22 protein-coding genes and 2 pseudogenes are annotated in these 26796 nt (G+C 71.8%); 11 read left to right on the top strand and 13 right to left on the bottom strand.

Annotation, left to right across the window (positions count from 1 at the left end; translation table 11 throughout):
* Window positions 1–13: 13 nt before the first annotated feature.
* The 3 genes from B1L11_RS12030 to B1L11_RS12020 all read left to right on the top strand — a co-directional run bounded on the left by B1L11_RS12030 (window position 14) and on the right by B1L11_RS12020 (window position 2259).
* Entirely contained in the window at window positions 14–1375 is a 1362-nt protein-coding gene (locus B1L11_RS12030; protein WP_079314545.1) for a S8 family serine peptidase, read from the top strand.
* 69 nt (window positions 1376–1444) lie between these two features.
* Window positions 1445–1696, top strand: coding sequence for a hypothetical protein (locus B1L11_RS12025; RefSeq protein ID WP_256862447.1), 252 nt, complete (start codon window positions 1445–1447; stop codon window positions 1694–1696).
* Window positions 1693–2259 carry an AAA family ATPase gene (locus B1L11_RS12020; RefSeq protein ID WP_079314544.1) on the top strand — a complete coding sequence of 189 codons (567 nt, stop codon included), beginning with the start codon at window positions 1693–1695 and terminating at the stop codon, window positions 2257–2259. Before B1L11_RS12025 ends, B1L11_RS12020 begins: the two co-directional genes overlap by 4 nt.
* A 13-nt stretch (window positions 2260–2272) precedes the next feature.
* On the opposite strand, the gene B1L11_RS12015 is transcribed toward B1L11_RS12020, so the two are convergent.
* Entirely contained in the window at window positions 2273–2887 is a 615-nt protein-coding gene (locus B1L11_RS12015; protein ID WP_179155099.1) for a TetR/AcrR family transcriptional regulator, read from the bottom strand.
* A 92-nt stretch (window positions 2888–2979) separates the two neighbouring features.
* On the opposite strand from B1L11_RS12015, the gene B1L11_RS12010 reads away from it, so the two are divergent.
* Window positions 2980–3933: a zinc-dependent alcohol dehydrogenase family protein gene (locus B1L11_RS12010; protein ID WP_143737205.1), complete on the top strand. Its 954-nt coding sequence runs from the start codon at window positions 2980–2982 to the stop codon at window positions 3931–3933.
* A 26-nt stretch (window positions 3934–3959) separates the two neighbouring features.
* Here the strand turns inward: B1L11_RS12010 and B1L11_RS12005 are convergent, their stop codons facing one another.
* From B1L11_RS12005 to B1L11_RS11995, 3 genes are all read right to left on the bottom strand, one after another.
* The gene (locus B1L11_RS12005) at window positions 3960–4556 is read right to left on the bottom strand and encodes an HD domain-containing protein (protein WP_079314541.1); all 597 of its coding nucleotides are present in this window, start codon (window positions 4554–4556) and stop codon (window positions 3960–3962) included.
* A 48-nt stretch (window positions 4557–4604) separates the two neighbouring features.
* Window positions 4605–5369 carry an ion transporter gene (locus B1L11_RS12000; protein ID WP_079314560.1) on the bottom strand — a complete coding sequence of 255 codons (765 nt, stop codon included), beginning with the start codon at window positions 5367–5369 and terminating at the stop codon, window positions 4605–4607.
* 125 nt (window positions 5370–5494) lie between these two features.
* On the bottom strand, window positions 5495–5911 hold the full coding sequence (locus tag B1L11_RS11995) for a DoxX family protein (RefSeq protein WP_079314540.1): 417 nt from the start codon (window positions 5909–5911) through the stop codon (window positions 5495–5497).
* Between the two features lie 74 nt (window positions 5912–5985).
* Between B1L11_RS11995 and B1L11_RS11990 the strand changes: the two genes are divergently transcribed.
* The gene (locus tag B1L11_RS11990; protein ID WP_079314539.1) at window positions 5986–6846 is read left to right on the top strand and encodes a sigma-70 family RNA polymerase sigma factor; all 861 of its coding nucleotides are present in this window, start codon (window positions 5986–5988) and stop codon (window positions 6844–6846) included.
* A gap of 70 nt (window positions 6847–6916) precedes the next feature.
* On the opposite strand, the gene B1L11_RS11985 is transcribed toward B1L11_RS11990, so the two are convergent.
* Window positions 6917–8068, bottom strand: a complete 1152-nt coding sequence (locus tag B1L11_RS11985) for an ROK family transcriptional regulator (RefSeq protein ID WP_079314538.1) — start codon at window positions 8066–8068, stop codon at window positions 6917–6919.
* 241 nt (window positions 8069–8309) lie between these two features.
* Between B1L11_RS11985 and edd the strand changes: the two genes are divergently transcribed.
* From edd to eda, 3 genes are read left to right on the top strand one after another with little or no spacing between them, the layout of a single operon-like run.
* Entirely contained in the window at window positions 8310–10139 is a 1830-nt protein-coding gene (gene edd, locus B1L11_RS11980; protein ID WP_079314537.1) for a phosphogluconate dehydratase, read from the top strand.
* Window positions 10136–11095: a glucokinase gene (locus B1L11_RS11975; protein ID WP_079314536.1), complete on the top strand. Its 960-nt coding sequence runs from the start codon at window positions 10136–10138 to the stop codon at window positions 11093–11095. Before edd ends, B1L11_RS11975 begins: the two co-directional genes overlap by 4 nt.
* Complete coding sequence (gene eda / locus B1L11_RS11970) at window positions 11092–11709, top strand: bifunctional 4-hydroxy-2-oxoglutarate aldolase/2-dehydro-3-deoxy-phosphogluconate aldolase (RefSeq protein ID WP_079314535.1); 618 nt, start codon at window positions 11092–11094, stop codon at window positions 11707–11709. The genes B1L11_RS11975 and eda overlap by 4 nt, the downstream gene beginning before the upstream one ends.
* Before the next feature lie 213 nt (window positions 11710–11922).
* Here eda and B1L11_RS11965 read toward each other — a convergent pair whose 3' ends face one another.
* From B1L11_RS11965 to B1L11_RS11940, 7 genes and pseudogenes are all read right to left on the bottom strand, one after another.
* Entirely contained in the window at window positions 11923–12816 is an 894-nt protein-coding gene (locus tag B1L11_RS11965) for a carbohydrate kinase family protein (protein WP_079314534.1), read from the bottom strand.
* Window positions 12817–12988: 172 nt separating this feature from the next.
* Complete coding sequence (locus tag B1L11_RS11960) at window positions 12989–13648, bottom strand: substrate-binding domain-containing protein (RefSeq protein WP_256862458.1); 660 nt, start codon at window positions 13646–13648, stop codon at window positions 12989–12991.
* A 194-nt stretch (window positions 13649–13842) separates the two neighbouring features.
* Window positions 13843–13926, bottom strand: a pseudogene (locus B1L11_RS50465) (LacI family DNA-binding transcriptional regulator); the annotation flags it as partial.
* Between the two features lie 10 nt (window positions 13927–13936).
* Complete coding sequence (locus B1L11_RS11955; RefSeq protein ID WP_079314533.1) at window positions 13937–15559, bottom strand: glycoside hydrolase family 13 protein; 1623 nt, start codon at window positions 15557–15559, stop codon at window positions 13937–13939.
* Between the two features lie 26 nt (window positions 15560–15585).
* Entirely contained in the window at window positions 15586–16452 is an 867-nt protein-coding gene (locus B1L11_RS11950) for a sugar ABC transporter permease (RefSeq protein ID WP_079314532.1), read from the bottom strand.
* Window positions 16446–17408 (bottom strand): carbohydrate ABC transporter permease, encoded by a 963-nt coding sequence (locus B1L11_RS11945; RefSeq protein WP_079314531.1) that lies wholly within the window; start codon window positions 17406–17408, stop codon window positions 16446–16448. Before B1L11_RS11945 ends, B1L11_RS11950 begins: the two co-directional genes overlap by 7 nt.
* A gap of 3 nt (window positions 17409–17411) precedes the next feature.
* A complete protein-coding gene (locus tag B1L11_RS11940) occupies window positions 17412–18707 on the bottom strand; it encodes an extracellular solute-binding protein (RefSeq protein WP_079314530.1) in 1296 nt (431 codons plus the stop codon).
* 313 nt (window positions 18708–19020) lie between these two features.
* On the opposite strand from B1L11_RS11940, the gene B1L11_RS11935 reads away from it, so the two are divergent.
* Window positions 19021–20292, top strand: coding sequence for an ABC transporter ATP-binding protein (locus B1L11_RS11935; RefSeq protein ID WP_079314529.1), 1272 nt, complete (start codon window positions 19021–19023; stop codon window positions 20290–20292).
* Between the two features lie 6 nt (window positions 20293–20298).
* Here the strand turns inward: B1L11_RS11935 and B1L11_RS11930 are convergent, their stop codons facing one another.
* Window positions 20299–20943, bottom strand: a complete 645-nt coding sequence (locus B1L11_RS11930) for an amino acid-binding protein (protein ID WP_256862446.1) — start codon at window positions 20941–20943, stop codon at window positions 20299–20301.
* Between the two features lie 120 nt (window positions 20944–21063).
* Here B1L11_RS11930 and B1L11_RS11925 point away from each other — a divergent pair, with 120 nt between their 5' ends.
* Window positions 21064–24834 (top strand): pullulanase-associated domain-containing protein, encoded by a 3771-nt coding sequence (locus tag B1L11_RS11925; protein ID WP_256862445.1) that lies wholly within the window; start codon window positions 21064–21066, stop codon window positions 24832–24834.
* Window positions 24747–26796: pseudogene (gene pulA / locus B1L11_RS50460) on the top strand (pullulanase-type alpha-1,6-glucosidase). Before B1L11_RS11925 ends, pulA begins: the two are co-directional and overlap by 88 nt.

The raw sequence follows: 26796 nt of genomic DNA, 5'->3' as shown, positions 1-26796 counted from the left end.
GAGTGGACTCGTCGTGCGCGTACTCATCCAGTTGCGTCCGTCCCCCGACCTGGTCGCCGCCGTCGCCGACCCGTCGGTCCCGTCGATGGCGTCGGACGTGGCCGACGGCCTGCCCGGGGTCGTCCTCGACCACTCGTACGCCCCCGTGGCCGTGCCCCGGCCGATGCCCGCGTCCCCCGGCGGGGACCCGCTGTCGCTCAACCAGCCGCTGGTCTTCTCCATGGCGCCTCAGGATGCCTCGGTCGTGGTCCGCGGGGAGATCGCCGACGACGAGGTCACCAGCAGGGTCGCCCTCCTGCCCGCGGCCCGCCGCGACGTGGTCGCGGTGTACGCCGACCCGGCGATCGAGACCACGCTGACCTGCGGGGGCGATCCCGCCGTCGGCGACTGGCACGACGTCGAACGCCTGCTGCGCGTGCCCGACCTGACGGCCGAGGGGCTGGACGGCTCCGGCGTCCCCCTCGCGGTCATCGACACCGGCATCAACGCGGCGTACGTCAAGTCCGCCCGCGGCCACGACGTGACAGTGGATCACGAACGGAGCTGGAACCCCCAGAGCGTCTCCGGAACCCCGGGGGACTTCCCGGTGGACCACGGCACGATGTGCGCCTTCGACGCGCTGATCGCCGCGCCCAAGGCCTCGCTCGTGGACGTGCCCGTGCTGCTGTCGCGGCGGCAGGGCGGCTCGACGCTCGACGGCCTGCTGTCCGACGCGATCGCCGCGTACGCCCACCTGCGCGAGGTCCTCGACGCGCAGCCGGCCGAGTCGCGGGCGCTCGTGGTGACCAACAGCTGGGGGTCGTTCTCCCCGCGCTGGGACTTCCCGCCCGGGCACCCCGGCAACTACTCCGACAACCCGGCCCATCCGTTCAACCTGATCGTCGGCAGCCTGGCCGAGGCGGGGGCGGACATCCTGTTCGCCGCGGGCAACTGCGGGACGCAGTGCCGCGACAGCAGGTGCGCCTACCCCGACCGGCCCATCGTCGGGGCCAACTCCCATCCCCGCGCGCTGTCGATCGGCGGGATCGACACGACGGGCACGCGGGTGGGCTACTCCTCGCAGGGCCCCGGGCGGCTGGCCGCGCGCAAGCCGGACGTCTGCGCCTACACGCACTTCGCCGGCTCGGGCGCGCTCGGTGACGGCGAGCCCGACTCGGGCACCTCGGCGGCCTGTCCCGTCGCGGCCGGGCTGGTCGCCGCCGTCCGCTCCCGCTGGCCCTCGACGGTGCTGCCGCCGGCCCAGCTCCGGACCCTGCTCCGCCGGACGGCCGATGATCGCAGTGCCGTAGGGTATGACCACGACTACGGGTACGGCGTGGTGGACGCCGCCGGCATCATCGCCGCGCTGCGCCGCCGAGCCGCGAAGGCGGCCTGAAAGCGCAGCGCCGCGAAAGCGGCCTGAAAGCACAGCGCCGCGGACGTCCAGCAGGGGGAGGCGGGGCCGGTGGCCGAGGTGCTCATCACCGTGCGGCTCACCGCGCCCGCGACGCTGGAGGACGCGATGCGGCGGCTCGGCCTCGCCGAGGACGAGGTCGACACCGCGTACGGCCTGGTGCCGGTCGATCCCGGCAGGAACCTGTACGTCCTGCGGGTGACGGAGGAAGCCGGGCGGCGCGTCGGCGACTCGGGCGCGGGGACGGCGGACGGCGGGCCCTACTCCGATCCGCCCATCGAGCCCTACGGCCCGCCGCGATGACCGCTCCCCTCTGGGTGGTGTCCGGTCCGCCGGGCGCGGGCAAGTCGACCGTCTGCGACCTGCTGCTGGCCCGCCTCGACCCCGTGCCCGCCCTGCTGGACAAGGACACGATGTACGGCGGCTTCGTCGAGGCCACGCTCGCCGCGTACGGCAGGCCGCCGGGCGAGCGTGAGGGGCCGTGGTACGACGAGCACGTCAAGCGGCACGAGTACGCCGGCATGACGGCGACGGCCAGGGAGATCCGCTCCCACGGCTGCCCGGTGATGCTCGGCGGGCCCTTCACCTCCCAGGTGCACGACGCGGCGCTCTGGCACGCGTGGGTGGACGCGCTGGGCGGGCCCGAGGTGCGTCTGGTCTGGATCCGCTCCGACGGCCCCACACTGCGTGAGCGGCTGATCCACCGGGGCCTCGCCAGGGACGGGCAGAAGCTGGAGAGGTTCGCCGAATACCTGCGCGCCATCCGCGTCGACGAACCGCCCGCCGTGCCGTACGACGAGGTCGACAACCGCCTCGGCGCGCCCCCGCTGGAGGCCCAGATCGACCGGCTGCTGGCGAGGACCTAGCCAGGGGCCGCCTTCAGGATGCCGGCCGCGCCCCCTCCGGTAGCGGTGAGCGCTCCGGGAAGGCTTGGAACGCCTGGATCACGAGCGCGGCGAAGCGCCGGGACGCCGCGACCCGGGCGGCCGCCGATGTGGCGCGGATGCCCCTGTGGGCCGTGAGCATGAGGATCAGGTCGTCGAGGACGAAGTCGGCGCGTAGGTGACCCGTCTTCCTGGCCCGGCGGGCGAGTTCGGCGATCGCGTTCAGCGTCTGCTCACGGCTCGCCGCGAGATCCACCTCCTTGGGGTGGGCCGACATGAAGGCTTCGGTGAAGCCTCGGTTGCGTGCGTGCAGTTCGCAGATCTTCTCGATCACGAGGCAGAAACCGCGCCACGGATCCGGGTCGGCACGCCCCTCGTCGACGATGGCGTGGCACGCGCGCATCTCGTCCGTGAAGGCCTCGGTGACCAGCACCTGCTTGGTCGGGAAACGGCGATACAGGGTGGCGGGACCGACTCCGGCGTGCCGGGCGATCTCCCGCATCGAGACGTCCAGACCCTCGGCGGCGAACAGCGCGCGAGCCGCGTCGAGGATGCGCTCACGGTTGTCCAGGGCGTCGGAACGCAGGTTGTGAGGCAAACGACCGGTCACCGCTCTCACTTTAGCCAAACGGACGGTGGTGTCCGTTACGGTCCCGAGGCAGTGCCGATCGATCCAGGAATGTGGAGACGACCTTGAAAGCAGTGGTGATCCAGGCGTTCGGAAGTCCCGAAGGTTTGGCGGTCATCGACCTCCCCGCCCCGGCTCCCGCCGCCGGACAGGTGCTGATCGCCACCGAGGCGATCGGCGTCGGCGGCGTGGACGCCGTGATCCGGAGCGGTGCTCTGGCCGCCTACGGTTTCGCGGAAGGGCACATCCCCGGCAGCGAGGTGGCGGGCACCGTGACCGCCGTCGGCGACGACGTCGACACCTCATGGATCGGGCAGCGGGTGTGGGCGTTCACCGGCGTGGGCGGCGGCTACGTCGAACAGGCGATCGCTCCGGTCGAGGAGATCCTTCCTCTCCCCGCGAACCTGTCCGCCGTCCACGCGGTGACGCTCGGGAACTCCGGTGTGGTGGCCCACTTCGGCCTTTCCCATGCCCACTTCGCTCCCGGCGAGTCGGTGCTGGTGCGCGGCGCGGCCGGCAGCATCGGGATCATGACGGTCCAGCTCGCGGCTCGTGGCGGTGCCGGCGCGGTGGCGGTCACGACGTCGTCGGCCGAGCGCGGCGAGCGCCTGCGCACGCTCGGCGCGACCCACGTGCTGGACCGCTCCGGCGAGGGAGGCGAGGAGGCTCCCACGGGCTACGACGTCATCATCGACGTCGTCGCCGGCCCGGACATGCCGTCCTTCTTCGACAAGCTCAACCCCAACGGCCGCCTGGTGGCCGTCGGCGCGGTCGGAGGCCAGCCGCCGGCGGACTTCGGCACGACGATGATGGCGGCGTTCCGGAAGTCGATGTCGTTCGCCACCTTCAGCGCCGACACGGTGGCCGGACCCGCTCGGCGTGCCGTGCGGATCGAGCAGTTCGCCGCCGCGGGTCGCGGCGCGCTGCGCACGGTGGTGCACGAGGTGCTGCCGTTGGAGCAGGCCGTGTCGGCGCACCGGAAGATGGACGCCGGCGAGGTGTTCGGCAGAATCGTGCTGACGCCGTAGCCCTCGCGGCTCACGCCGCTCGCCGGTCACATGATCTCGTGCCCGTACGCGGTGGCGAGCGGCCGCAGGTCGGGGACGCCGAAGGCGGCGCACATCGACGCGAACGTCTCGGCCTTGTCCTCGCCGTACCGGCGGACGTGTGCCGCGTACGCGCCGGCGGTGACGAATCTCGGCGGGTCGGTCTTGCTGTGGAACTTGTCCGCGAACATCACGAGCTCTTCCTCGGCCGACTCCGCGAGATAGTCGCGGGGAGGCAGCGGCAGGCCCTGTCGCAGCACGTCCTCCCGGCTGATCCCCACACCCGTGTGGTGAGAGCAGAACCGGCACAGGATCTCGGGTAAGCCCTCCCCGCGGAGCAGTTCGTGGCCGAGGATTCCGTGGCGCACGTAACCGGCGTGGTCGAGCCGTCCGTCCTCGTCGTAGAGCAGGTAGACCCCGATGTCGTGCAGCAGGCTTCCGGCCCGCACCAACTCGGCGTCGACGTCGAGTCCGGCACGGTCGGCCAGTCGCAGGGCGATCGCGCAGACGATCTCGCAGTGGGTGTGCACGAGCTCGAACGCCTCCTCCGTGGGCGCGTGTCTCGCGTGCAGTGCGCGGATCTCAGCGTCCGTCGGAAGCCGCATGCGGCGGAGTCTAGCAAGCGACGATCATGGGCGATCAGGTTCCTGACGTCAGGAGGGCACCCGTTCGCCCAGGCTCTCGCGCAGCCCCCTGATCTCCTCGCGCAGGGCCGACAGCTCGGCGAGCGTCGAGCGGTCGTCCCTCGCCTCCTCCTCCATCGCGCTCACCACGACCGCGATGAAGAGGTTCAGCACGACGAACGTGCAGACCAGCACGAACACGACGAAGTAGATCCACGACGAGGGATGGCTCTCCATCAACTCGCGGTTGATATCCGACCAGCCGTCCCCCGTCATGACCTGGAACAGCGTGTACAGCGAGGTGGGCAGGTCGCCGAAGTACTCGGGCGCGGCGGCGCCGTACAGCTTGGTGCCCATGACGGCGGCGACGTACAGGACGAGGCCGAGCAGGACGACGATCGAGGTCATCCCGGGAATGGCGGTGAGCAGCGCGGAGACCACCCGGCGCAGCGACGGCACCACCGAGATCAGCCGCAGCGCCCGCAGGACGCGCAGGGCTCGCAGCACCGACAGGCCGCCCGCGGTGGGCAGGAACGAGAAGCCGATGATCAGCAGGTCGAAGACGTTCCAGGCGTCGCGGAGGAACCGCCACCCGTAGACGTAGATCTTGGCGAGAATCTCCGCCACGAAGACGTACAGGGCGACGTGGTCGGCGACGTGCAGTTCCGTGCCGTAACGGGCGACCGCCTCGGCGGAGGTCTCGACGCCCAGCGTGGCCGCATTGAAGAGGATCACCACGGTGATCGCCTGCTGGAACCGCCGCGACTCGATCAGGCGGCGGACACGTTCACGCACGAAGGACTCCTGGGGGGCCATGGAAGATCGGCAAGAGCCTAGTGCCACCGCCCGACATATCCGTTCCCCGTCGGCCTGGAGCGCTCCGGTGCTCGGTGTTCGATCCGCTCACGTCGCGCCGGCCGTCACCGCACGGCGAGGCGGCGCGTACGGCGGCTGGGGGGCCTCAGCGCCCAGGACAGCGCGGTCAGTGCGGTCAGGATGGCGAGCACCCACACCTCGCCGAGGGCGTACCCGGTGGTCAGGTGGGAGAAGACAGCCCCGGTGTAGGTGTAGAAGGCGCCCGCGTAGGCCCATTCCTTGACCAGCGCGCGACGCGGGACGAGCAGGGCGATCGCGCCCAGCACCTTCCAGGTCCCCAGCAGCACCAGGAAGTAGGGCGGATAGCCCAGATGTGTCACCAGGTCGCGGACCTGCGGGATCCGCGCGATGTCCCAGATGCCGCCGACCGCCAGTTCGGCCGTTACCGCTGCGGTGGCCATCCAGTAGCCGGCCGCTCGCACGTGCGCGCTGCGCCTGGTGCTGCCCGAGGTCGGTTCCATGAGATGCTCCTTGTCACATCCGAGCGGGCTCCGGGTTCATCGCCATGAACCCCGACGGCGGAAGGATGTGACCGATGGACGAGGCCGGGCTGGCAGTGCTCTTCGAGGAGCAGCGGCCCCATCTGCGGGCGGTCGCCTACCGGATGCTGGGCTCGCACACGGAAGCGGACGACGCGGTGCAGAACGCATGGCTGCGTCTCAGCGGCGCCGACACCGCCGAGGTGGCCAACCTCGCCGGATGGCTGACCACCGTCGTCGCCCGGGAGTGCCTCAAGATGCTGCGCGCCCGCCGGAATCGCCGCGAGGAGCCCCTCACTGACACCACTGCCGAGCCCTCCGCCGGAGGCCATGACGCCGGCGATCCCGAAGCCGAAGCCCTGCTGGCCGACTCGATCGGTCCCGCGCTGATGGTCGTGCTCGACAGCCTCGCCCCCGCCGAGCGGCTCGCCTTCGTCCTGCACGACGTCTTCGCCGTGCCCTTCGACGAGATCGCCGCCATCCTCGAAAGGTCCCCGGCCGCCACCCGTCAGCTCACCAGCCGCGCCCGCAGACGGGTCGTGGGCGCGACCCCGCCCCGGCAGGTGGACATCATCCGCCAGCGGCAGGTCGTCCAGGCCTTCCTCTCAGCGCTGCGGCACGGTGACTTCGACGGGCTCCTCGCCGTACTCGATCCCGATGTCCTCCTCCGCGACGGCGGCGCAGAGCTGGTGCGGGGTGCGCGGGCCGTGGGCGCCCACGCGCTCACCTACTCGCGCGCCGCCAGGTTCGTACGGCCCGCGCTGGTGGACGGGACCGTGGGTCTCGCGATCGTCCCGCAAGGACGCCTCATCGGAGCACTCGGTTTCACCTTCGACCACGGCAAGATCGCCGTGATCGAGCTGATCAGTGATCCCGGACGCCTAGGGCACGTCGACCTGGCGCCTCTCCGCCCCTGACCGCGCCGTGCACCGCCGCGCCCCCGGAGGCGTGTCCGGCGACGCCGCTGCGCCCCCGCGGGGGCGGACTTCAGCGGGCGGCGGCGTCGACGGCCTGGGCCGACAGGACGTGGTCGAGGACCATGAGGGCGCAGCCGGTGATGCCCGCGCCGGGCCCGAGGCGGCTGCGCTCGATGCGCAGGCTGCGGGTGGCGAGCTGGGTGGAGCGGCGGTAGACGACCTCGCGCACGCCGGACACCAGCGGCTGGAACATCTCGGCGACGTCGCCGCCGAGGACCACGACGGCGGGGTTGAGCAGGTTGACCGCGCCCGAGATGACCTCGCCGAGCCAGCGGCCGGCCTGCCGCACCACGGCCATGGTCTCCGCGTCGCCGGCCCGGACCAGGGCGGTCACGTCGGCGAGCGACATCACGTCGCGGCCCTTGGCCCTCAGGTCGCGCAGGATCGCGGTGCCGCTGGCGACCGAGTCGACGCAGTCGAGGTTCCCGCAGCGGCACAGCACGCCCCCGCCGTCCCGCACGGGGATGTGCCCGATCTCCCCGGCCGCGCCGAGCGCGCCGCGCAGGATGCCGCCGCCGGAGATCACGCCCGCGCCGATGCGGGTGGAGACCTTCACGAACAGCAGGTCGTCGAGTTCGGAGGCGTAGACGACCCGGTGCTCGCCCATCGCGATGACGTTCACGTCGTTGTCCACGAGCACCGGCACGCGGAACCGCTCGGCGATGATCGGCGGGATCACCACGCCGGTCCAGCTCGCCATCACGCGGGCGCTCTCGACCCGTCCGGCGGCGAACTCCACGGTCGCCGGCACGCCCAGCCCGATGCCGACGACGTCGTCCCGTCCGTCGAGCAGCTTCTCCCACGTGTCCATGAGCAGGGGCAGGACGACGCCCGGCCCCTCCTCGACGTCGATGTCCAGGTCGGTGCGCTGCAGCACCTCGCCCGCGAGGTCGCACAGCGCGATCTGGGTGCGGCGGGCGCCGAGCGAGGCCACCGGGACGACTCCCCCGGAGGCGGCGAAACGCAGCCGTACGGGCGGGCGGCCCCCGGTGGACGGCCCCTCGGCGTCCTCCACGATCAGCCCGCGCTGGAGCAGGTCGGCGACGCGGTGCGCGACGGCCGGGCGGGACAGGCCCGTCACGCGGCCGATGTCGGCGCGCGTCACCGCCTCCCCGCTCCGGATGAGCTGGAGGACCTCGCCGGTGGTGGCTAAACGTGACATCGAGCGTAAGTGAAGCACAGAAGCTCACCGAAGTTCAATGACTTATTCATTTCGAGTTACATAAGTGGGCTTGAAAAGTTGCATAACTTCCCGATACTGTCCCATCCGTGCCTGATCGACACCTGGTGCCCGATCAACGGATCGGGGGCCGGACGTGCCGCCGGGCGCACGTCCCGGGACGAAGGTCCCGGGGCGAGTTGGACCCCGCCTCGCGGCGGCCCCGGCAGGAGGAGGACCTTCCGTGACGAACCCCGTTATCACCGAGGTCACCGAGCGCGTGGCCGCGCGCAGCCGGGAAAGCCGCAGGGCCTACCTGGAGCGGGTGCGCCGTGCCGGGGCCGAGCTGCGTGAGCGGGGGCCGGCCCGGGGGCGGCTCGGCTGCGCCAACCTGGCCCACGGCTTCGCCGCCGCGCCTGCCGAGGACAAGCTCGACCTGCGCGGTACGGCGAAGCCCGGCGTGGCCATCGTGACGTCGTACAACGACATGCTGTCGGCGCACCAGCCGTACGAGACCTACCCGCCGGAGCTGAAGCGGGCGGTCCGGGAGGCGGGCGGCGTGGCGCAGGTGGCGGGCGGCGTGCCCGCGATGTGCGACGGCATCACCCAGGGCCGGGCGGGCATGGAGTTGTCGCTCTACAGCCGCGACGTGATCGCGATGGCGACCGCGATCGCGCTGTCGCACGACATGTTCGACGCGGCCCTGCTGCTCGGGGTCTGCGACAAGATCGTTCCGGGACTGCTCATCGGCGCCTTACGCTTCGGGCACCTACCGGCGATATTCGTCCCCGCCGGGCCGATGACCTCCGGCCTGCCGAACAAGGTCAAGGCCAGGGCGCGGCAGGCCTTCGCCGAGGGCAAGATCGGCCGCCTGGAGATGCTCGACGCCGAGGCGGCGTCCTACCACTCCCCCGGCACCTGCACGTTCTACGGCACCGCCAACTCCAACCAGCTCCTCATGGAGGTCATGGGCCTCCACCTGCCGGGGGCGACGTTCGTCAACCCGCACACCGAGCTGCGGCACGCGCTGACCGCGGCGGCGGCGCGGCGGGCGGTCGAGATCACCCCGCACGGCGAGGAGTACACCCCCGTCGCCGAGGTCGTGGACGAGAAGGCGATCGTCAACGCGGTCGTCGCGCTGCTCGCCTCCGGCGGCTCCACCAACCACACGATGCACCTGGTCGCCATGGCGGCGGCCGCCGGCATCGAGCTGACCTGGGACGACATGGCGGCCCTGTCCAAGGTCGTGCCGCTGATCACCCGCATGTACCCCAACGGCCAGGCGGACGTGAACCACTTCCAGGCCGCGGGCGGCATGGCGGTGTTCATCGGCGACCTGCTGGACGCCGGGCTGCTCCACGAGGACGTGCTCACGGTCGCCGGGCGCGGCCTCGGCCTCTACCGGTCCGCCCCCGCTCTCAAGGAGGGCGGGCTGGCCTGGGAGGAGCGGACCGAGCCCAGCGCCGACACCGAGGTCCTGCGGCCGGTCGCCGAGCCGTTCTCCCCCGACGGGGGCATCCACATGCTGTCGGGCAACCTGGGCCGGGCGGTGAGCAAGGTCTCCGCCGTCAAGCCCGAGCACCTGGTGATCGAGGCCCCCGCCAAGGTGTTCGACGACCAGCTCGACCTGCTCGCCGCGTTCGAGCGGGGCGAGCTCGACGGGCAGGACTTCGTCGCGGTGGTCCGCTACCAGGGCCCCCGGGCCAACGGCATGCCGGAGCTGCACAAGCTCACGCCGCCGCTGGCCGTCCTGCTCGACCGCGGCCAGAAGGTGGCCATCGTCACCGACGGCCGCATGTCCGGCGCCTCGGGGAAGGTCCCCGCGGCGATCCACCTGTCTCCCGAGGCCGCCGACGGCGGGCCGATCGCGCTGCTGCGGGACGGCGACGTGATCCGCCTCGACTCGGCCGCCGGGACCCTCACCGTGCTCGCCGACCTCACCGGGCGCACGCCGCAGGGCGCGCCGCTGACCGACGAGCAGTGGGCCGGCACCGGCCGTGAGCTGTTCGCCTCCTTCCGCCGCTCGGTCGGCCCGGCCGAGCGCGGGGCGAGCGTCTTCGGAGGTGCCGCGTGAGCCTTCCCTGGCTGGTCGCGGACATCGGCGGAACCAACGCCAGGTTCGGTTTGGTGACCCGGCCCGGAGGGCAGCCGGAGGCGGTAGCCGTACTCGACGTTTCCCAGCATCTCGGCCTTGCCGATGCCGTAGCCGCCTATCTCGCAGACCATGCGGGCGGAGTTCGGCCGGGGGCCGCGTGCCTGGCGATCGCCGGTCCGGTCGACAGAGACCGGTACCGGCTGACGAACGCGGGATGGTCGGGATCCGTGGAGGAGCTCGGCATCCCGCGTACGGTGCTGCTCAACGACTTCGAGGCGCTGGCGATCTCGCTGCCGCATCTGGCGGGGGACGACCTCGTGCCGCTCGGCGGCCCGCCGCCGACCGCCGGCCTGACGAAGGCCGTTCTCGGACCCGGCACCGGGCTCGGCGTGGCCGGTCTTGTCCCCGTACGGGAGGGCTGGCAGCCGGTGCCCGGCGAGGGCGGGCACGTGGCGGTCCCCGCCGTCACGGACCTGGAGATGGAGATCGTCAGGGCGCTGCGCGCGGACGGCCTGCCGTACGTGGACGCCGAGCACCTGCTGTCGGGCACCGGGCTGCCGCGCCTGCACCGTGGGCTCGCGCTCGTGCGCGGCGTCACGCCAGAGGCCCGCACGGCGGCGCAGATCACCTCCTCGGACGACCCGCTGTGCGCCGAGACCGTGGAGGTCTTCCTCGCCCTGCTCGGCGGCTTCGCCGGCGCCGTGGCGCTCACCCTGGGCGCGCGGGGCGGGGTCTACCTGGGCGGCGGCGTGCTGCCCCGCCTGGTCTCGCGGATCCCCGGCAGCGCGTTCCGGGCCCGGTTCGAGACGACCGCGCCGGCGCTGACGGAGTACGCCGCCGCGATCGCCACCGTTCTGATCATCGCCGAGCAACCCGCGCTGACGGGTGCGGCCGCCTGGCTCGCCCAACGAAACCCCGATGTGGAGTTTGTATGAGCAACCTTCTCGACCTCGCGCCGGTCGTCCCGGTGGTCGTCCTCGACGACGCCGAGAGCGCCGTCCCCCTCGCCCGGGCTCTGGTGGCGGGCGGGCTGCCGGTCATCGAGGTCACGCTGCGCACCCCGGCCGCCCTCGACGCGATCCGGCGGATCGCCGCCGAGGTGCCGGAGGCCGTGATCGGCGCGGGCACCGTGCGCTCGCCCGAGGACGTGGAGGCCGCGACCGGGGCCGGCGCCCGCTTCCTCGTCTCCCCCGGCACCACGCCCGGCCTGCTCGCGGCCATGCTCGCCGCGGGCGTGCCGTTCCTGCCGGGCGTCGCCACGGCCACCGAGGCGATGACGCTGGCCGAGCGCGGCGTGCGCGAGCTGAAGTTCTTCCCGGCCGAGCCGGCCGGCGGCGTCGCCTACCTCAAGTCGCTGAACGGCCCGCTGCCCGACGTGCGGTTCTGCCCCACGGGCGGGATCACCCCGTCGAACGCCCCGGCCTATCTCGCCCTGCCGAACGTCGGCTGCGTCGGCGGAAGCTGGCTCACGCCGCGCAGCCTGGTGGCGGCGGGCGACTTCGCCAGGATCGAGAAGCTCGCGTCCGAGGCCGCCGCGCTGTGTCCATGAGCGCCGGCGGCGCTGTGCCCCTGAGCGCTCCCGCCCCGCAAGTGCCCTTGAGCACCTCCTGAGTTTTCCAGCTCGCCGGTCCGTCCTTCCTCCCTCGGCGGAGCCGGTGGCCATGCTCGTGTCCGCGACCCGGGCACGTCCATGGGTGCCGGGCCCGCGACCGCTCACCTGCGGTGGCGGGCCCGGCGTCGCCTCACGACACGGCGCCCAGTATCACGACACCGCGCCCAGCAGGGCGTCCAGGCCGATCGGGTTCTCGTGAGTGCCCTCCGAGGTGCACGCGTGCGCCCCGGCCACGGCGCCCAGCCGTACGCACTCCTCCAGGGGCCGGCCGGCCAGGCGGCCGTACAGGAAACCGGACACGAACGCGTCGCCGGCGCCGTTGCTGTCGGCCACGGGGCCGGGCGGCGGTTCGGCCGGGAAGCCGCGGACCTTTCCTTCGGCCAGCACGTGGCAGCCCTCGGCCCCGGCCGTGCACACGACCACCGACGCGCGGCCCCGCTGCGCGATCGCCCGCATGACCTCCTCGCGCCGCCCGCCGAGCTTGGCCGCGGACAGGAAGACCACGTCGGAGGAGTAGGCGAAGTCCTCGTGGTGCGGGTTCTCGCCGTCCCAGTCGTGCAGGTCGGTCGAGACCGTCGTGCCGTCCGGGATGTCGGCGTACACGTGCCGGGCGAAATCCACGATCGAGACGTGGACGTGCCGGGCCGAACGCAGGGCCGGCAGGTAGAGGTCGCGGGGCATCCGCTGGCCGGGGACGACCCTGGGGTCGAAGAGCGAAAGACGCCTGCCGTCCGAGTCCACGAGCAGGACGCTGCGGCGGGTGCCCGCCTCCGACAGGGCGTGGGCGAAGTCCACGCCGCGGGCGGCGAGGTGGTCGCGGATCAGCGCGCCCTGCGGGTCGTCGCCGATCAGGTCGACGAACTTCACGCGCAGGCCGAGGGCGTGGCAGCCGAGCGCGACCCCCGCGCCGGTGTTCCCGATCCTGTCCACGACGGGCGGCACGGCGTAGGTGTCGGCGTACGGCAGGGGCAGTTCGGGCACGTAGACGGTCGTGTCGACGCCGGCGCCGCCGACGACCAGGACGTCAAGGGGGTGATCGGTCATTCGCAACGCTCCAGAGGACGTCAGGGGAATCCGGCGCGGTGACCTCGCGCATCCGCCGGAACGGGGCTCAGGGCGATCAGGCCGGTGCGGGCATGCCGGGACCGGCCTCGCGGGTACGCGCGACCGCGCCCGCGCTTCCCGCGGCGGCGGGCGGCGGGGCTGACGGCAGGGCTCAGCGGTTGACGAGCGGGCCCGAGCTGGTGGAGCCGCGCACCACGAGCTCGGGCTGGTAGATCAGCTCGACGTGCTTGGCCGGGGTGCCGCCGATCTCCTCCAGCAGGGTCTCGACGGCGGCGGCCGCCATCGCGCCGATCGGCTTGCGCACGGTCGTCAGCGGCGGGTCGGTGAACGCCATCAGCGGCGAGTCGTCGAACCCGACGACCGACACGTCCCCCGGCACCGACAGCCCGCGCTCGCGGGCGGCGCGGATCGCGCCGAGCGCCATGAGGTCGCTCGCGCAGAAGATCCCGGTGCAGCCGCGGTCGAGCAGCGCCGCGGCGGCGCCTGCCCGCCCTCGACGGAGAACAGCGAGTGCTGGATGAGGTCGTCGACGTCGGCCGGGCCGAGCAGCTGCGCCATCGCCTGGCGGAAGCCCTCGATCTTGCGGATGACCGGGACGAAGCGCCGCTGCCCCAGCGCGAGGCCGATGCGCTCGTGCCCGAGGTCCACCAGATGCTGCACGGCCAGGCGCGCGGCGAGCCGGTCGTCGGGCGAGATGAACGGCGCGGGAATGCCCTCGTTGTAGCCGTCGACGAGCACGATCGGCAGCCCCCGGTCGAGGAGCATCTCGGTGAACTCGTCCTCGGGGGCGCCGCCGGGCTCCTGCGTGCACAGGATCGGCGTGTAGCCGTGCTGGATCAGCGACTTCTCCATCGCCTGCGCGAACGCCGGGAAGATCGGGTTGCCGAGCTCCGGGATCACCAGGCCGATCAGGCCGTTGCTGCGCTGGCGCAGCCGCTGCGGCCGCTCGTAGCCCATCAGGTCGAGGGCGGTGAGCACGGCCTGGCGGGTGGCCGGGGAGACCCCCGCCTTGCCGTTGAGCACACGGCTCACCGTCGCCTCGCTGACTCCGGCCTGGGCGGCGATGTCGGCGAGCCGTGTGTTGTTCATGAGCATTACTTTAGACATCTCTCGCGGTCCACCAGGTGGCGGAGTCGGGAGCGAGCCGGACGACGTCACCGGCGGCCTCCGGTCCTCCGCTGGCCAGCAGCAGGTCGCCGTACCCCTGGCCCGGCTCGATCTCCACCCACTCCGGCGTCATGTTGAGCACGCAGGCGAACGAGTCCCCGCGCCGGAACGCCAGCGTGCCGGCCGGGCTGTCGATCCAGGTCAGCGTGCCGTCGCCCAGATCCGGGTGCTCGCGCCTGAGGGCGAGGGCGGTCCGGTAGAGGCTGAGCATCGACGCGCCGTCCCGCAGTTGGGCCTCCACCGACAGGTCGCGCCAGTCGGCCGGCATCGGCAGCCAGCTCTCGTAGATGCCCGGCGGTGTGAAGCCGTACGGCGGCTCGCCCGCGGCGGTCCACGGGAGCGGCACCCGGCAGCCGTCGCGCCCGCTGTCGGGGTCGCGCAGCCGCTGCGGATCCTGCAGGTACTGCTCGGGCAGGTCGAGCACCTCGGGCAGTCCCAGCTCCTCGCCCTGGTAGACGTAGGCCGAGCCGGGCAGAGCCAGCATGAGCAGCGCCGCCGCCCGCGCCCTGCGCAGGCCGCGCTCGCCGCCGCCGTAGCGGGTGACGTGCCGCTTGACGTCGTGGTTCGACAGCACCCAGGTCGGGGGCGCGCCCACGAGCGCCGACGTGCGCACCGACTCGTCGATGACCTCGCGGAAGCGCGTCGCGTCCCAGGGCGTCTTGAGGAAGTGGAAGTTGAACGCCTGGTGCAGCTCGTCCGGCCGGACGTAGTTGGCCAGCCGCTCGGGCGAGGGCGCCCACGCCTCGGCCACGCCGATCCGCTCGCCCTCGTAGGAGTCGAGGATGCGGCGCCAGGCCCGGTGGATCTCGTGCACGCCGTCCTGGTCGAAGAACGGCACGACCTGCGCGCCGATCATCTCGGCCTGGCCCCGGGCGCCCACGTCGGGCAGGCCGGGCGCCTTGACCATGCCGTGCGCCACGTCGATGCGGAAGCCGTCCACGCCGAGGTCGAGCCAGAACCGCAGCACGTCGGCGAACTCCTGGTGCACCTCCGGATGCTCCCAGTTGAGGTCCGGCTGCTCGGGCGCGAACAGGTGCAGGTACCACTGGCCGTCCGCGACGCGGGTCCAGGCGGGCCCGCCGAAGATCGACTCCCAGTCGTTGGGCGGAAGCTCGCCCGCCGCGCCCTTGCCCTCGCGGAAGATGTAGCGCTCCCGCTCCGGGCTGCCCGGCCCGGCCCGCAGCGCCGCCTCGAACCAGGGGTGGCGGTCGGAGGTGTGGTTGGGCACCACGTCCACGATGATCCGCAGGCCTAGCCGGTGGGCGTCCGCGATCAGCGCCTGGGCGTCCGCGAGCGAGCCGAAGATCGGGTCGACGTCGCGGTAGTCGGCCACGTCGTACCCGAAGTCGGCCATCGGCGAGGGGTAGAACGGCGTCAGCCAGATCGCGTCCACGCCGAGGTCGGACAGGTAGCGCAGGCGGCTGCGCACGCCGAGCAGGTCGCCGATCCCGTCGCCGTTGCCGTCCGCGAAGCTGCGGACGTACACCTGGTAGATCACCGCGTCGCGCCACCACCGGGTCGCGACCGCGGACGGCTGGACGGCGAGTTCGGTCATTGGGATCCCCCGATTCTCATATAGGGTCACGCCTTCGTCGCGCCGGCCGTCAGGCCGGTGACGAGGTGGCGCTGGACGAGCAGGAAGACGACGGCCGCCGGGATGGCGATCAGCACCGACGAGGCCGTCAGCAGGCCCCACTCCGCCTTGTGCTGGCCGACGAACTGGCTCAGGCCGACCGCGAGCGTGTACTTGTCGTCGCCCGTCATGAACGCGGTCGCGTACGCGACCTCCGCCCAGGCGGTGATGAACGAGTAGAACGCGGCCACGGCCAGGCCGGGCTTGGCCAGCGGCAGGATGAGCCGCCAGAACGTGCCGAAGGGGGTCAGGCCGTCCACCCGGCCCGCCTCGTCGATCGAGGTGGGGACGGTGTCGAAGTAGCCCTTCATCATCCACGCGCAGAACGGCACGGTGGAGGTGAGGTAGGCGATGACGAGGGACGGGAACTGGTTGATCAGCCCGAGCCCGGCCATCAGGTTGTAGATCGGCACGATCAGGATCGCCACGGGGAACATCTGCGTGATCAGCAGCATCCACATCACCGAGCGGAAGCCGGGGAAGCGGAAGCGGCTGACCGCGTAGCCGGTGGTGGCCGACAGCAGCACGCCGAGCACGGCCGTGATGAGCGAGACGACGACGGAGTTGGCGGCCCACGTCAGGAACCTGGTCTCCCCCAGGACCTGCGTGTAGTTGGCGAACGTGGGGTGGTCGATCGGCGCGACCGAGGCGGTCTCGATGACCGTCCGCGGCTTGAGCGAGGTCAGCACCAGCCACGCGACCGGGAACACCGACACGATGCTCGCCGCGATCAGCGTGAGGTGCAGGGCGATCGACTTGCCGGGGCTGCGCCTGTCGCGGCTCCAGGCGGGGGCGGGAGCGGCCCGGCTCACCATGCCTCCCCCTGCTGCCTGAGCGCGCGCCGATAGACCGTGGCCATGACGACGAGCAGCGCGAGGATCACCATGCCCCAGGCGGCGGAGCCCGAGTAGTTCCTGATGCCCTCGAACGCCTGGCGGTAGGCGTACGTCACGAGGATCTCCGTGGCTCCGCCCGGTCCTCCCTTGGTCAGCAGGAAGATGACCGGGAACTGGTTGAACGTCCAGATCGTGCCGAGCAGGACGACCGTGCTCGACACCGGGCGCAGGCCCGGCAGCGTGATGTGCCGGAAGCGCTGCCAGGGCGTGGCGCCGTCCACCTCGGCGGCCTCGTGCAACTCGCGCGGGATGGCCTGCAGGCCGCCGAGCAGCGCGAGCATCATGAACGGCACGCCCAGCCACACGTTGCAGGCGATCACCGAGACCTTGGCCCAGAACGGGTCGTCCAGCCAGCTGATCCCGGCGAACCCGGCGGCCCGCAGCATGGCGTTGACCACGCCGAACTCGCCGTTCAGCAGGTAGCGCCAGATGAAGGCGGACACGAAGGCCGGCACGGCCCAGGGCAGGACGAGCAGGATGCGGTAGAGCGACCGCAGCCGCATGGGCCGGTTCAGCAGCATCGCCAGGCCGAGGCCGATGCTCACGTGCAGGGCGACGCACACCACGGTCCACACGACCGTCCAGGTCAGCCGGCCGAGGAACTCCGAGGACGTGAGGATGTCGGCGTAGTTCTTCAGGCCCACGAACTCGTACGTGGACGGGATGACGTTCATCCCGATCGTGCGGCCCATGTTGCCCTCGGTCGCGTCGGTGAGCGACAGGTACACGCCTCGCACGAGCGGGTAGCCGACCAGCACCAGCATCACGATGACGACCGGCGCGATCATCGCCCAGGCGTACCAGTGACGCGACAGGAGGCGCCGCGCCCCGGAACGGGGCGCGGCCCTTCTCGTCGCGACGACGTCAGCCGTCATGTCCTACAGGCTCCAGCCCTTGAGGATGCCCTGGTAGGCGGTGGCGACGTCCTTGAGCATGGGCTCGGTCGTCGTCTGCCCGCCGGCGAGCTTCTGGTAGCCCTCGACCAGCGGCTGGAACAGCGAGGCGGCCTCGGGGATCCACGGACGCTCGACGGCCGTCTCCATCGGCTTCTGCCACTGGGCGATCTTCGGGTTGGCCGTGGCCTCGGAGGCGCTGTAGGCGGGCTGGCGGGTCGGCAGCAGGCCGAGCTTGCCGGCGATCTTCGCCTGGCTCTCCGCGCTGTCCATGAACTGGACGAACAGGTAGGACGCGTCCAGGTTCTTCGAGCCCGCGTACACGGTGTAGTCGTGGCCGCCCAGCGGCGAGCCCGCCTTCGCCGAGCCGGCCGGGACCGGGGCGACGCCAAAGTTGTCCGGGTTGTCCTTGAACACCTTGCCACCGAGGTTGTCGGCGTTCGACCACGGGCCGTTGAAGATCATCGCGACCTTGCCGTCCTTGAACGCGGTCTCGGCGTTCGTGTAGCTGTCCTGCAGCGCGGGCTTGACGGCGGCGCCGGACGTGATCAGGTCCTCGACGATCTTCACCCCCGCCACGCTCTGCGGGGACGAGATCGTGATCTTCTTGTTCTGGACGTCGACGAAGTCGCCGCCCTCGCCGTAGATGAACGGAAGCAGGAAGTAGGCGTCCACGTTCAGGGCGAGGCCGCCCGCTCCGGTCTTCGACTTGACGTCGAGCGCCACCTTCTTGAGGTCGGCCATCGTCGCCGGAGGCTCGTCGTAGCCCGCCTTCTTCAGTAGTTCCTTGTTGTACAGGAGGCCGAGGGTGTCCGTCACCTGCGGCACGCCGTACGTCTTGCCGTTGTACTTGCCGCTGGCGGCCGGGACGGGCAGGAACTCCTCGGGCTTGTCGACCGCGGGGGTGCCGTCGAGCGGCGCGAGGTAGCCGAGCGAGGCGAACTCCGCGACCCAGCCCACGTCGGTGCGCAGGACGTCGGGCGCGCCGGAACCGGACTGCGCGGCGGTCTTGAACTTGTCCCGCGCGTCCGCGAACGGCACGTTGACGTAGTTGACCTTGATCTTCGGATATTTGGCTTCGAAGTCCTTGATGATCTCCTGGAAGACCGGGCCCTCGGTCGTGGCGTCCGAGGTGTCCCACCAGGTGACCGTGCCGGACACCTCGGCGGGGGCGGCGCTCTTGGCCGGGGACGATCCGGCGTCGCCGGAACCGTCGCCACAGGCGGTGACCGCCAAAGCGAGCGCCGCGGCCACCGCCGCGGACGTGAGGACTCGCCTCATCTGCGTCGCACTCCTTGCTCAGGGGGATTTGAGCGGAACGTAACAGGGGCGCGAGCGGGATGAAAGGCCTTACAGAAACTTTCAGCAATTTCGTTACATTTGACGCCTCCCAGAGGGGCGCGGGGAGGTCACGGCGCGACCCTGACAACCGTCTTTAGCAAGGGGAAAGTTAGGAGTAACGAGAAGTTGCACGTAGATGCCGGATCTTTCACGACACGTATGGACACGAGTGCCCGCGACGCGATGTACTACCTCATCATTCACACCGAAGGCTGGGGATCCGGGCGTGCCTGCCCGGGAGGAACGAGCGCGCATGAGCACCGTCGTCCTCGACAACGTGACGAAGATCTACCCGGGGGGGTACCTCGCGGTCGACCGCATGAACCTGCGCGCGGACGAGGGTGAGCTCCTCGTCCTGCTGGGGCCGTCGGGCTGCGGGAAGTCCACGCTGCTGCGCATGATCGCGGGCCTGGAGGAGATCACCTCCGGCGACCTGTGGCTGGGCGGGCAGCTCGCCAACCACCTCGCGCCCCGGGACCGGGACGTCGCGATGGTCTTCCAGAACGGCGCGCTGTATCCCCACCGGACGGTGCGCGGCAACCTGTCGTTCCCGCTGGAGATCGCCAAGGCCGACCCCACGATGGTCAAGCAGCGGGTCGTCGAGCTGTCGCGCGCGCTGCACATCGACGAGACGCTCGACCGGCGGCCGGGCACGCTGTCGGGCGGTCAGCGCCAGCGCGTGGCGATGGGCCGCGCGATCGTGCGCCAGCCCTCGCTGTTCCTGATGGACGAGCCGCTGTCCAACCTGGACGCCGGCATGCGCACCGAGCTGCGCATGGAGATCTCGTCGCTGGTGCGCGCCCTCGGCGTCACCACCATCTACGTGACGCACGACCAGGTCGAGGCCCTCACCCTGGCCGACCGCATCGCCATCATGAACCGGGGCGTGCTGCAGGATATCGGCACCCCGGCGCAGGTCTACAACGACCCCGCGACCGCGTTCACCGCCGCGTTCCTCAACTCCCAGCAGCTCAACCTGCTCGCGGCGACCGTGCGTACCCCGCAGAACCAGTTCATCATGCTCGACTTCGGCCCTCACCAGATCACGATGCCCTGGACCGATCCACGGGCGTACGCGGTGTCGCAGCACACCGGCATGCAGATCATCGTGGGGATCCGGCCGGACGGGCTGGTGCCGGTGCCGGAGCGGACGGAGGGCCCGACCTTCTTCGGCCGGGTCAGGACGCTGGAGTATCACGGCCACGAGTGGCTCGCCTACCTGGAGGCCGGGATCCCGGCCGTCAACGTGCCGGAGCCGCCGGACCGCCGCCAGATGAACGGCGCGGGAGGCGGCGGCAAGGCGCGGTCGATGATGCGCCGCCTGCTGAACGGCGCGGCCGCGGTGGAGGAGGAGCAGCCGCCGCCGCTCTCGCAGTCGGGCACGCACCGCCGCGCGGACCTGATCGTCAGGCTCGGCAACCGGCCCGTGTGGCGCGCGGGCGACGCCGGCCGGGTCGCCGTGGACGTCTCCCGGCTCATGCTGTTCACGATGGACGGCACCCGCATCGACCCGCCGCGCCGCTGACACCCCTCAGACCGGCCGGCTGACGCCGCCGGCCAGCACGGAGACGATCGCCACCAGGCGGACGATCTTGTCCAGCTCCGCCCGGTGGAACGCGGGCCCCTGCGAGCGGGCCACCACCAGGTGGACGCCGTCCATCGGCACGCTCACCAGGTGCAGCCCGCCCTCCTCGAACGCCGAGGCGCGCAGCGGGGTGAGCTCGGCCGCGGGCACCTTCTCCGGGGCCTGCCAGCTGCCGTGGACGATCGTGCCGTCGGCCGAGTCGACCGCCACCGCCCACTCGGCGCTGACCAGGTCGGGCACCGCGTCGACGAGGGTGACGTACGCCCGTTCGGGGTCCGCGGCGACGTGGCCGAGCAGGTCGTAGTCGGGGGTCGATCCGGGCACCTCACGGGTCGGCCACACGGCCTCCACCCGCGCGCCGGGGACCACGCCGATCCGCTCGCGCAGCTCGCCGGGCTCGAACACGCCCGACCAGGAGACGGTGAAGTCGTCCACCGCGCGGCCCGCCTGCCGTTCCAGCACGGTGACCTGCAGGATGTCCGCGCCCATGACCCCGAACGCGCGCGCCACCTGGCCGAGCACCCCGGGCCGGTCGGGGAGCGAGACCCGCAGCCGCAGCAGCATCCCCACCACCTCCTTCTCGTGCGACACCAACAGTGTCGGACACAGGTTTCACGGCTGTTACGCGGGTGGGTCACGGAATGGCTGCAATGTTTCTGGAACTTGCAGCAAAGTCTTGCGGGAGCCGGGGCCGACAGTAGCTTCCGGGCCATGGTGACCCCCCAGCACCGGCGTACGCGCGTGCCCATAGCGCTGTCCACCGTCGCGGCACTCGCCGCCGCGCTCATCGCCTTCCCCCTGACCTCTCCCCCGGCGGCGTCGGCCCTGGTCTCGGCAGGCACGGTCGCGGCGAGCGCGGCCGCGGGCGCCGTCGCGGCCGGCGCGCCGTCCGACGCCGAGCTCGCCCGCGACGCCCTCCGCACGGACCTGTCCCGCGAGCGGCTGTACTTCGCGATGACCGACAGGTTCGCCGACGGCGACCCCTCCAACAACCGGGGCGGGCTGTCCGGCGACCGCCTGACGACCGGCTTCGACCCCGCGGACAAGGGCTTCTACCAGGGCGGCGACCTCGCGGGCCTGATCGGGAAGCTCGACTACATCAAGGGTCTGGGCAGCACGGCCATCTGGCTCACGCCGTCGTTCAAGAACCGGCCCGTGCAGGGCACGGGTGCGAACGCCAGCGCCGGCTACCACGGCTACTGGATCACCGACTTCACCAGGATCGACCCGCACCTCGGCACCAACGCGCAGATGAAGAGCCTCGTCAAGGAGGCCCACAAGCGCGGCATGAAGGTGTTCTTCGACATCATCACCAACCACACCGCCGACCTCATCGACTACGCCGAGAAGACGTACGGCTATCGCGGCAAGGCGGCCTACCCCTACGTGGACGCCTCCGGCCGGGCCTTCGACGACCGCGACTACGCCCTGCGCGACGACTTCCCGAAGGTCACCGCCGAGTCGTTCCCGTACACGCCGGTGGTGACGGCCCCCTCGAAGGTGCCGTCCTGGCTGAACGACCCGACGATGTACCACAACCGGGGCGACTCGACCTTCTCCGGCGAGAGCTCCGAGTACGGCGACTTCTCCGGCCTCGACGACCTGTGGACCGAGCGGCCCGAGGTCGTGAAGGGCATGACCGACATCTACAGGACGTGGGTCAAGGAGACCGGCATCGACGGCTTCCGGATCGACACCGCCAAGCACGTCAACATGGAGTTCTGGCAGCGCTTCGCGCCCGCCCTGCACGGCTACGCCGCCAAGCTCGGCAACGACAGGTTCTTCATGTTCGGCGAGGTCTACAGCTCCGACCCCGCGTTCGAGAGCCGCTACACCACCACCGGCACGCTCGACGCCACGCTGGACTTCGGCTTCCAGGAGGCGGCGCGCTCGTACGCGAGCGGCGGCGACGCCGCGAGCCTCGGCAGGCTGTACGCCGCCGACGACTACTTCACCGACGCCGACTCCAACGCCTCGTCGCTGCCGACGTTCCTCGGCAACCACGACATGGGCCGGATCGGCTACTTCCTCGGACAGGACGACCCCTCGGCCGACGACGCCACCCTGCTCGCCCGCGACCGCCTGGCCCACCAGCTCATGTACCTGACCCGCGGCCAGCCGGTCGTGTACTACGGCGACGAGCAGGGCTTCACCGGCGGCGGGGGCGACAAGGACGCCCGGCAGCCGATGTTCGCCTCGAAGACGGCCGACTACCTCGACGACGACCTCATCGGCACCACCGCCACCCACGCGACCGCCAACTTCGTCACCACGCATCCCCTCTACACCTCGATCGCGGAGCTGGCCCGGCTGCGCGACCGCTACCCGGCGCTCGCCGACGGCGCCCAGATCGTGCGGCTGGCGAGCGGGAACGTGTTCGCGTTCTCCCGCATCGCCGCCAAGGAACGGGTCGAGTTCGTCGTGGCGCTCAACAACGGCGCGGCGGCCAAGACCGTCCAGATCCCGACATACTCCCCCGGCGCCTCGTTCACGCAGGTCTACGGTGGGGCGCAACGGCTGACCGGCGCGGCAGACGGGAAGCTGGCCGTGACCGTGCCGCCGCTGTCGGCCGTCGTCTACCGCGCGGACAAGGCCCTGGCCGCTCCGGCCGGTGCGCCGGAGATCTCCCTCACGCTGCCCGGCGAGGCGCTGCGCGGCACGGCCGGCGACGGCAGAGTGGCGATCTCCGCCGAGGTGCCCGGCGACGGGTTCGCGCAGGTCACCTTCGCCGTCAAGGCCGGGGACGCCCCGTGGCGGGTGCTCGGCACCGACGACGCCCCCAACGGCCACACCTACCGGATATTTCATGATCTGACCGGTGTGCCCGAGGGCACCCCGCTCACGTACAAGGCCGTCGTCAAGGACGCGGCGGGCCGGTACGCGGGCGCCACGGCGACCGCGACGGCCGGGCCGGAGCCCGCGGAGGAGGAGCCGGGCGCGGTCAAGCGCGACCACCTCGTGGTCCACTACAAGCGCGAGGGCGGCGACTACGACGGCTGGGGGCTGCACGCCTGGGGCGACATCGACCAGACGGTCGAGTGGGGGTCCCCCGTCGCCTTCGAGGGCGAGGACGCGTTCGGCCGATTCGCCTGGCTCAAGCTGAAGCCGGGGGCCACCGAGGTCGGGCTGATCGCCCACAGGGGCGACACCAAGGACCAGGGCGACCGGATGGTCGACCCGGCCCGTACGGGGGAGGTGTGGCTCGTGGAGGGCAGGCCGGACGTGTACGCCTCCCGGGCCGCCGCCGAGGGGTACGCCACGATCCACTACCGCCGCCCGGACGGCGCGTACGCCGGCTGGGGCCTGCACCTGTGGGGCGACGCGCTCGCCGACGGCGCGGGCACCGAGTGGGGCGCGCCGCGCCCGCCGGACGGGACCGACGCGTTCGGGCCCTTCTGGCGGGTGCCGCTGAAGAACGCCGACGCGCCGCTGAACTACATCATCCACAAGGGCGACACGAAGGACCCCGGGCCCGACCAGTCGTTCGTGCCGGCCAGGCAGCCCGAGGCGTACGTGAACTCGGGCGGTACGGCGATCCACGGCAGCGCGGCGGCGGCGCGGAACGTCGCGGTGCTGCACTACCACCGCGCCGACGGCGACTACGACGGCTGGGGCCTGCACTTCTGGGGCGACGCGTCCGGCTCGGTCGAGTGGGGCGACCCGCTGAAGCCGGCCGGGACCGACGCCTTCGGCGTGTACTTCGAGGTGCCGCTGAAACAGGACGCGAAGACGCTCGGCTGGATCATCCACAAGGGTGATCAGAAGGACCAGCAGGCCGACCAGGCCCTGGATCTCGGCGTGACCGGCCACGAGGTGTGGAAACTGTCAGGTGTGGACGGATACCTGCTGCCGCAGCCCGCGGCCACCGGGGCGGACGCCGACCTGGCCAAGGCCACGGCCCAGTGGATCGACCGGGACACGGTCGCGTGGAAGGGCAGGGTCGCCGCGGCGAACCACTACGCGCTGGCCTACTCCCCCAAGGGCGACATCGCGTACGAGAAGGGCGACCTGACCGGGGACGTCCATCTCATCCGGTTGACGCCCGGGACGCTCAGCGACGCGCAGAAGGCCGCGTGGCCGCATCTGGCGGCGTACGGCGCGCTGAAGGTGGATCCCCGCGACGCCGGCCTCGTCCGCGACGCGCTGCGCGGCCAGGTCGTGGCGATCGAGCGCGGGCCCTCCGGCGCGCTGCTGACCGCCACCGGCGTGCAGATCCCCGGCGTCCTCGACGACCTCTACGCCGGGGCCGCCGAGGTCCCGCTCGGCCCCACCGGCCGCGGCGGGCTCGCGGTGTGGGCGCCGACCGCGCAGAAGGTCGAGCTGGCCCTCTACGACGGCCCGTCCGCCGACCGCAGGACGGTCCACCGCATGCGCAGGGACGACGCGACGGGCGTGTGGTCGATCGACGGCCGGCGTCGTGGCGGGGCAGGTACTACACCTACCTCGTCACCGTCTACGCCCCGGCCGCCGGGAAGATCGTGACCAACGAGGTGACCGACCCCTACAGCCTGTCGGTCTCGGCGGGCTCGGGGCGCAGCCAGATCGTCGACCTGGACGACCGGTCGCTGCGACCCGAGGGGTGGACGGGCCTGAAGAAGCCCCCGGCGGTGCGCCAGGACCGGGCGTCGATCTACGAGCTGCACGTGCGCGACTTCTCGGCCTCCGACGCCACCGTGCCGGCCGCCGAACGCGGCACGTACAAGGCGTTCACCGAGACCGGCAGCGCCGGGATGACCGAGCTGCGGAGCCTGGCGAAGGACGGGCTGACCCACGTCCACCTGCTGCCGGCCTTCGACTTCGCCACCGTGCCCGACCGGAAGGCCGACCGCACCGAGCCCGGCTGCGACCTGGCCGCGCTGCCGCCCGACTCCGACCGGCAGCAGGTGTGCGTCGCGGAGACGGCCGCCAAGGACTCGTTCAACTGGGGCTACGACCCGCTGCACTACACCGTGCCGGAGGGCTCGTACGCGACCGACCCGGACCGGAGGATCAAGGAGTTCCGCGAGATGGTCGCGGGGCTCAACGGCGCGGGCCTGCGGGTGGTCATGGACGTCGTCTACAACCACACCCACGCCGCAGGGCAGGACCCCACGAGCGTGCTCGACCGCGTCGTCCCCGGCTACTACCACCGGCTCATGGACGACGGCACGGTGGCCACCTCCACCTGCTGCGCGAACACCGCACCCGAGCACGCGATGATGGGCCGGCTCGTCGTCGACTCGATCGTCACCTGGGCGAAGGAGTACAAGGTCGACGGCTTCCGGTTCGACCTGATGGGCCACCACCCGAAGGCGAACATCCTGGCCGTGCGCAAGGCCCTCGACGCGCTCACGCCCGAGAAGGACGGCGTGGACGGCAAGTCGATCATCCTGTACGGCGAGGGCTGGAACTTCGGCGAGGTGGCCGACGGCGCCCGGTTCGAGCAGGCCACCCAGGCCAACATGGCGGGCACCGGGATCGGCACGTTCAGCGACCGGCTGCGCGACGCCGTGCGCGGCGGCACGCCGTTCGACGCGGACCCCGGCGTCCGGGGCTTCGGCTCCGGCCTGGGCGATGAGCCCGGCGACCGCCTCGCGCACTACGAGGACCTGGTCAAGCTCGGGCTCGCGGGCAACCTGCGCGACTTCACGTTCACCGGGTCGTCCGGGAAGCCCGTCAAGGGGTCCGAGGTGGACTACAACGGCAGCCCCGCCGGGTACGCCGCCGTGCCCGGCGACACGGTGACCTACGTGGACGCCCACGACAACGAGACGCTGTTCGACGCGCTCGCCTACAAGCTGCCCAAGGACACCCCGATGGCCGACCGGGTCAGGATGCAGTCGCTGTCGCTGGCGACGGTCCTGCTCGGCCAGGGCACCGCGTTCGTCCACGCCGGCAGCGAGCGGCTGCGGTCGAAGTCGCTCGACCGCAACTCCTACGACTCGGGCGACTGGTTCAACCGCCTGCTGTGGGACTGCCGCCAGGGCAACGGCTTCGGCGGCGGCCTGCCGCCCGCGAAGGACAACGAGGCGCGCTGGCCGTACGCGCGGCCCCTGCTGGCCGACCCCGCGCTGCGGCCCGACTGCGCCGCGATCGGGTCGGCCCGGGCGAGGTTCGGCGAGTTCCTGCGGATCCGGTACTCCTCCCCCGCCTTCTCGCTGGGCTCCGCCACGGAGATCGGCAGGCGGGTCTCCTTCCCGCCGTCCGGCGCCCCCCGGAGTGATCGTCATGCGCATCGACGCCACCGGCGTCGATCCCGCGAACAAGGCGATCTACGTGGTGTTCAACGCCACCGGGAAGACCGCCGCACCCGCCGTGCCCGCGCTCAAGGGCGCCCGGGTCGTGCTGCACCCCGTGCAGGCGGCGTCGGACGACCCGGTGGTCCGGCAGGCGGCGGCGGATCCGGCGACCGGCACGCTGACCGTGCCCGCCCGCACGGTCGCGGTGTTCACCGAGACACCGTAG

The sequence above is a fragment of the Microbispora sp. GKU 823 genome (assembly GCF_002027145.1).
GTDB lineage: Bacteria > Actinomycetota > Actinomycetes > Streptosporangiales > Streptosporangiaceae > Microbispora > Microbispora siamensis.
This window is presented reverse-complemented; position numbering and strand designations above follow the sequence as displayed.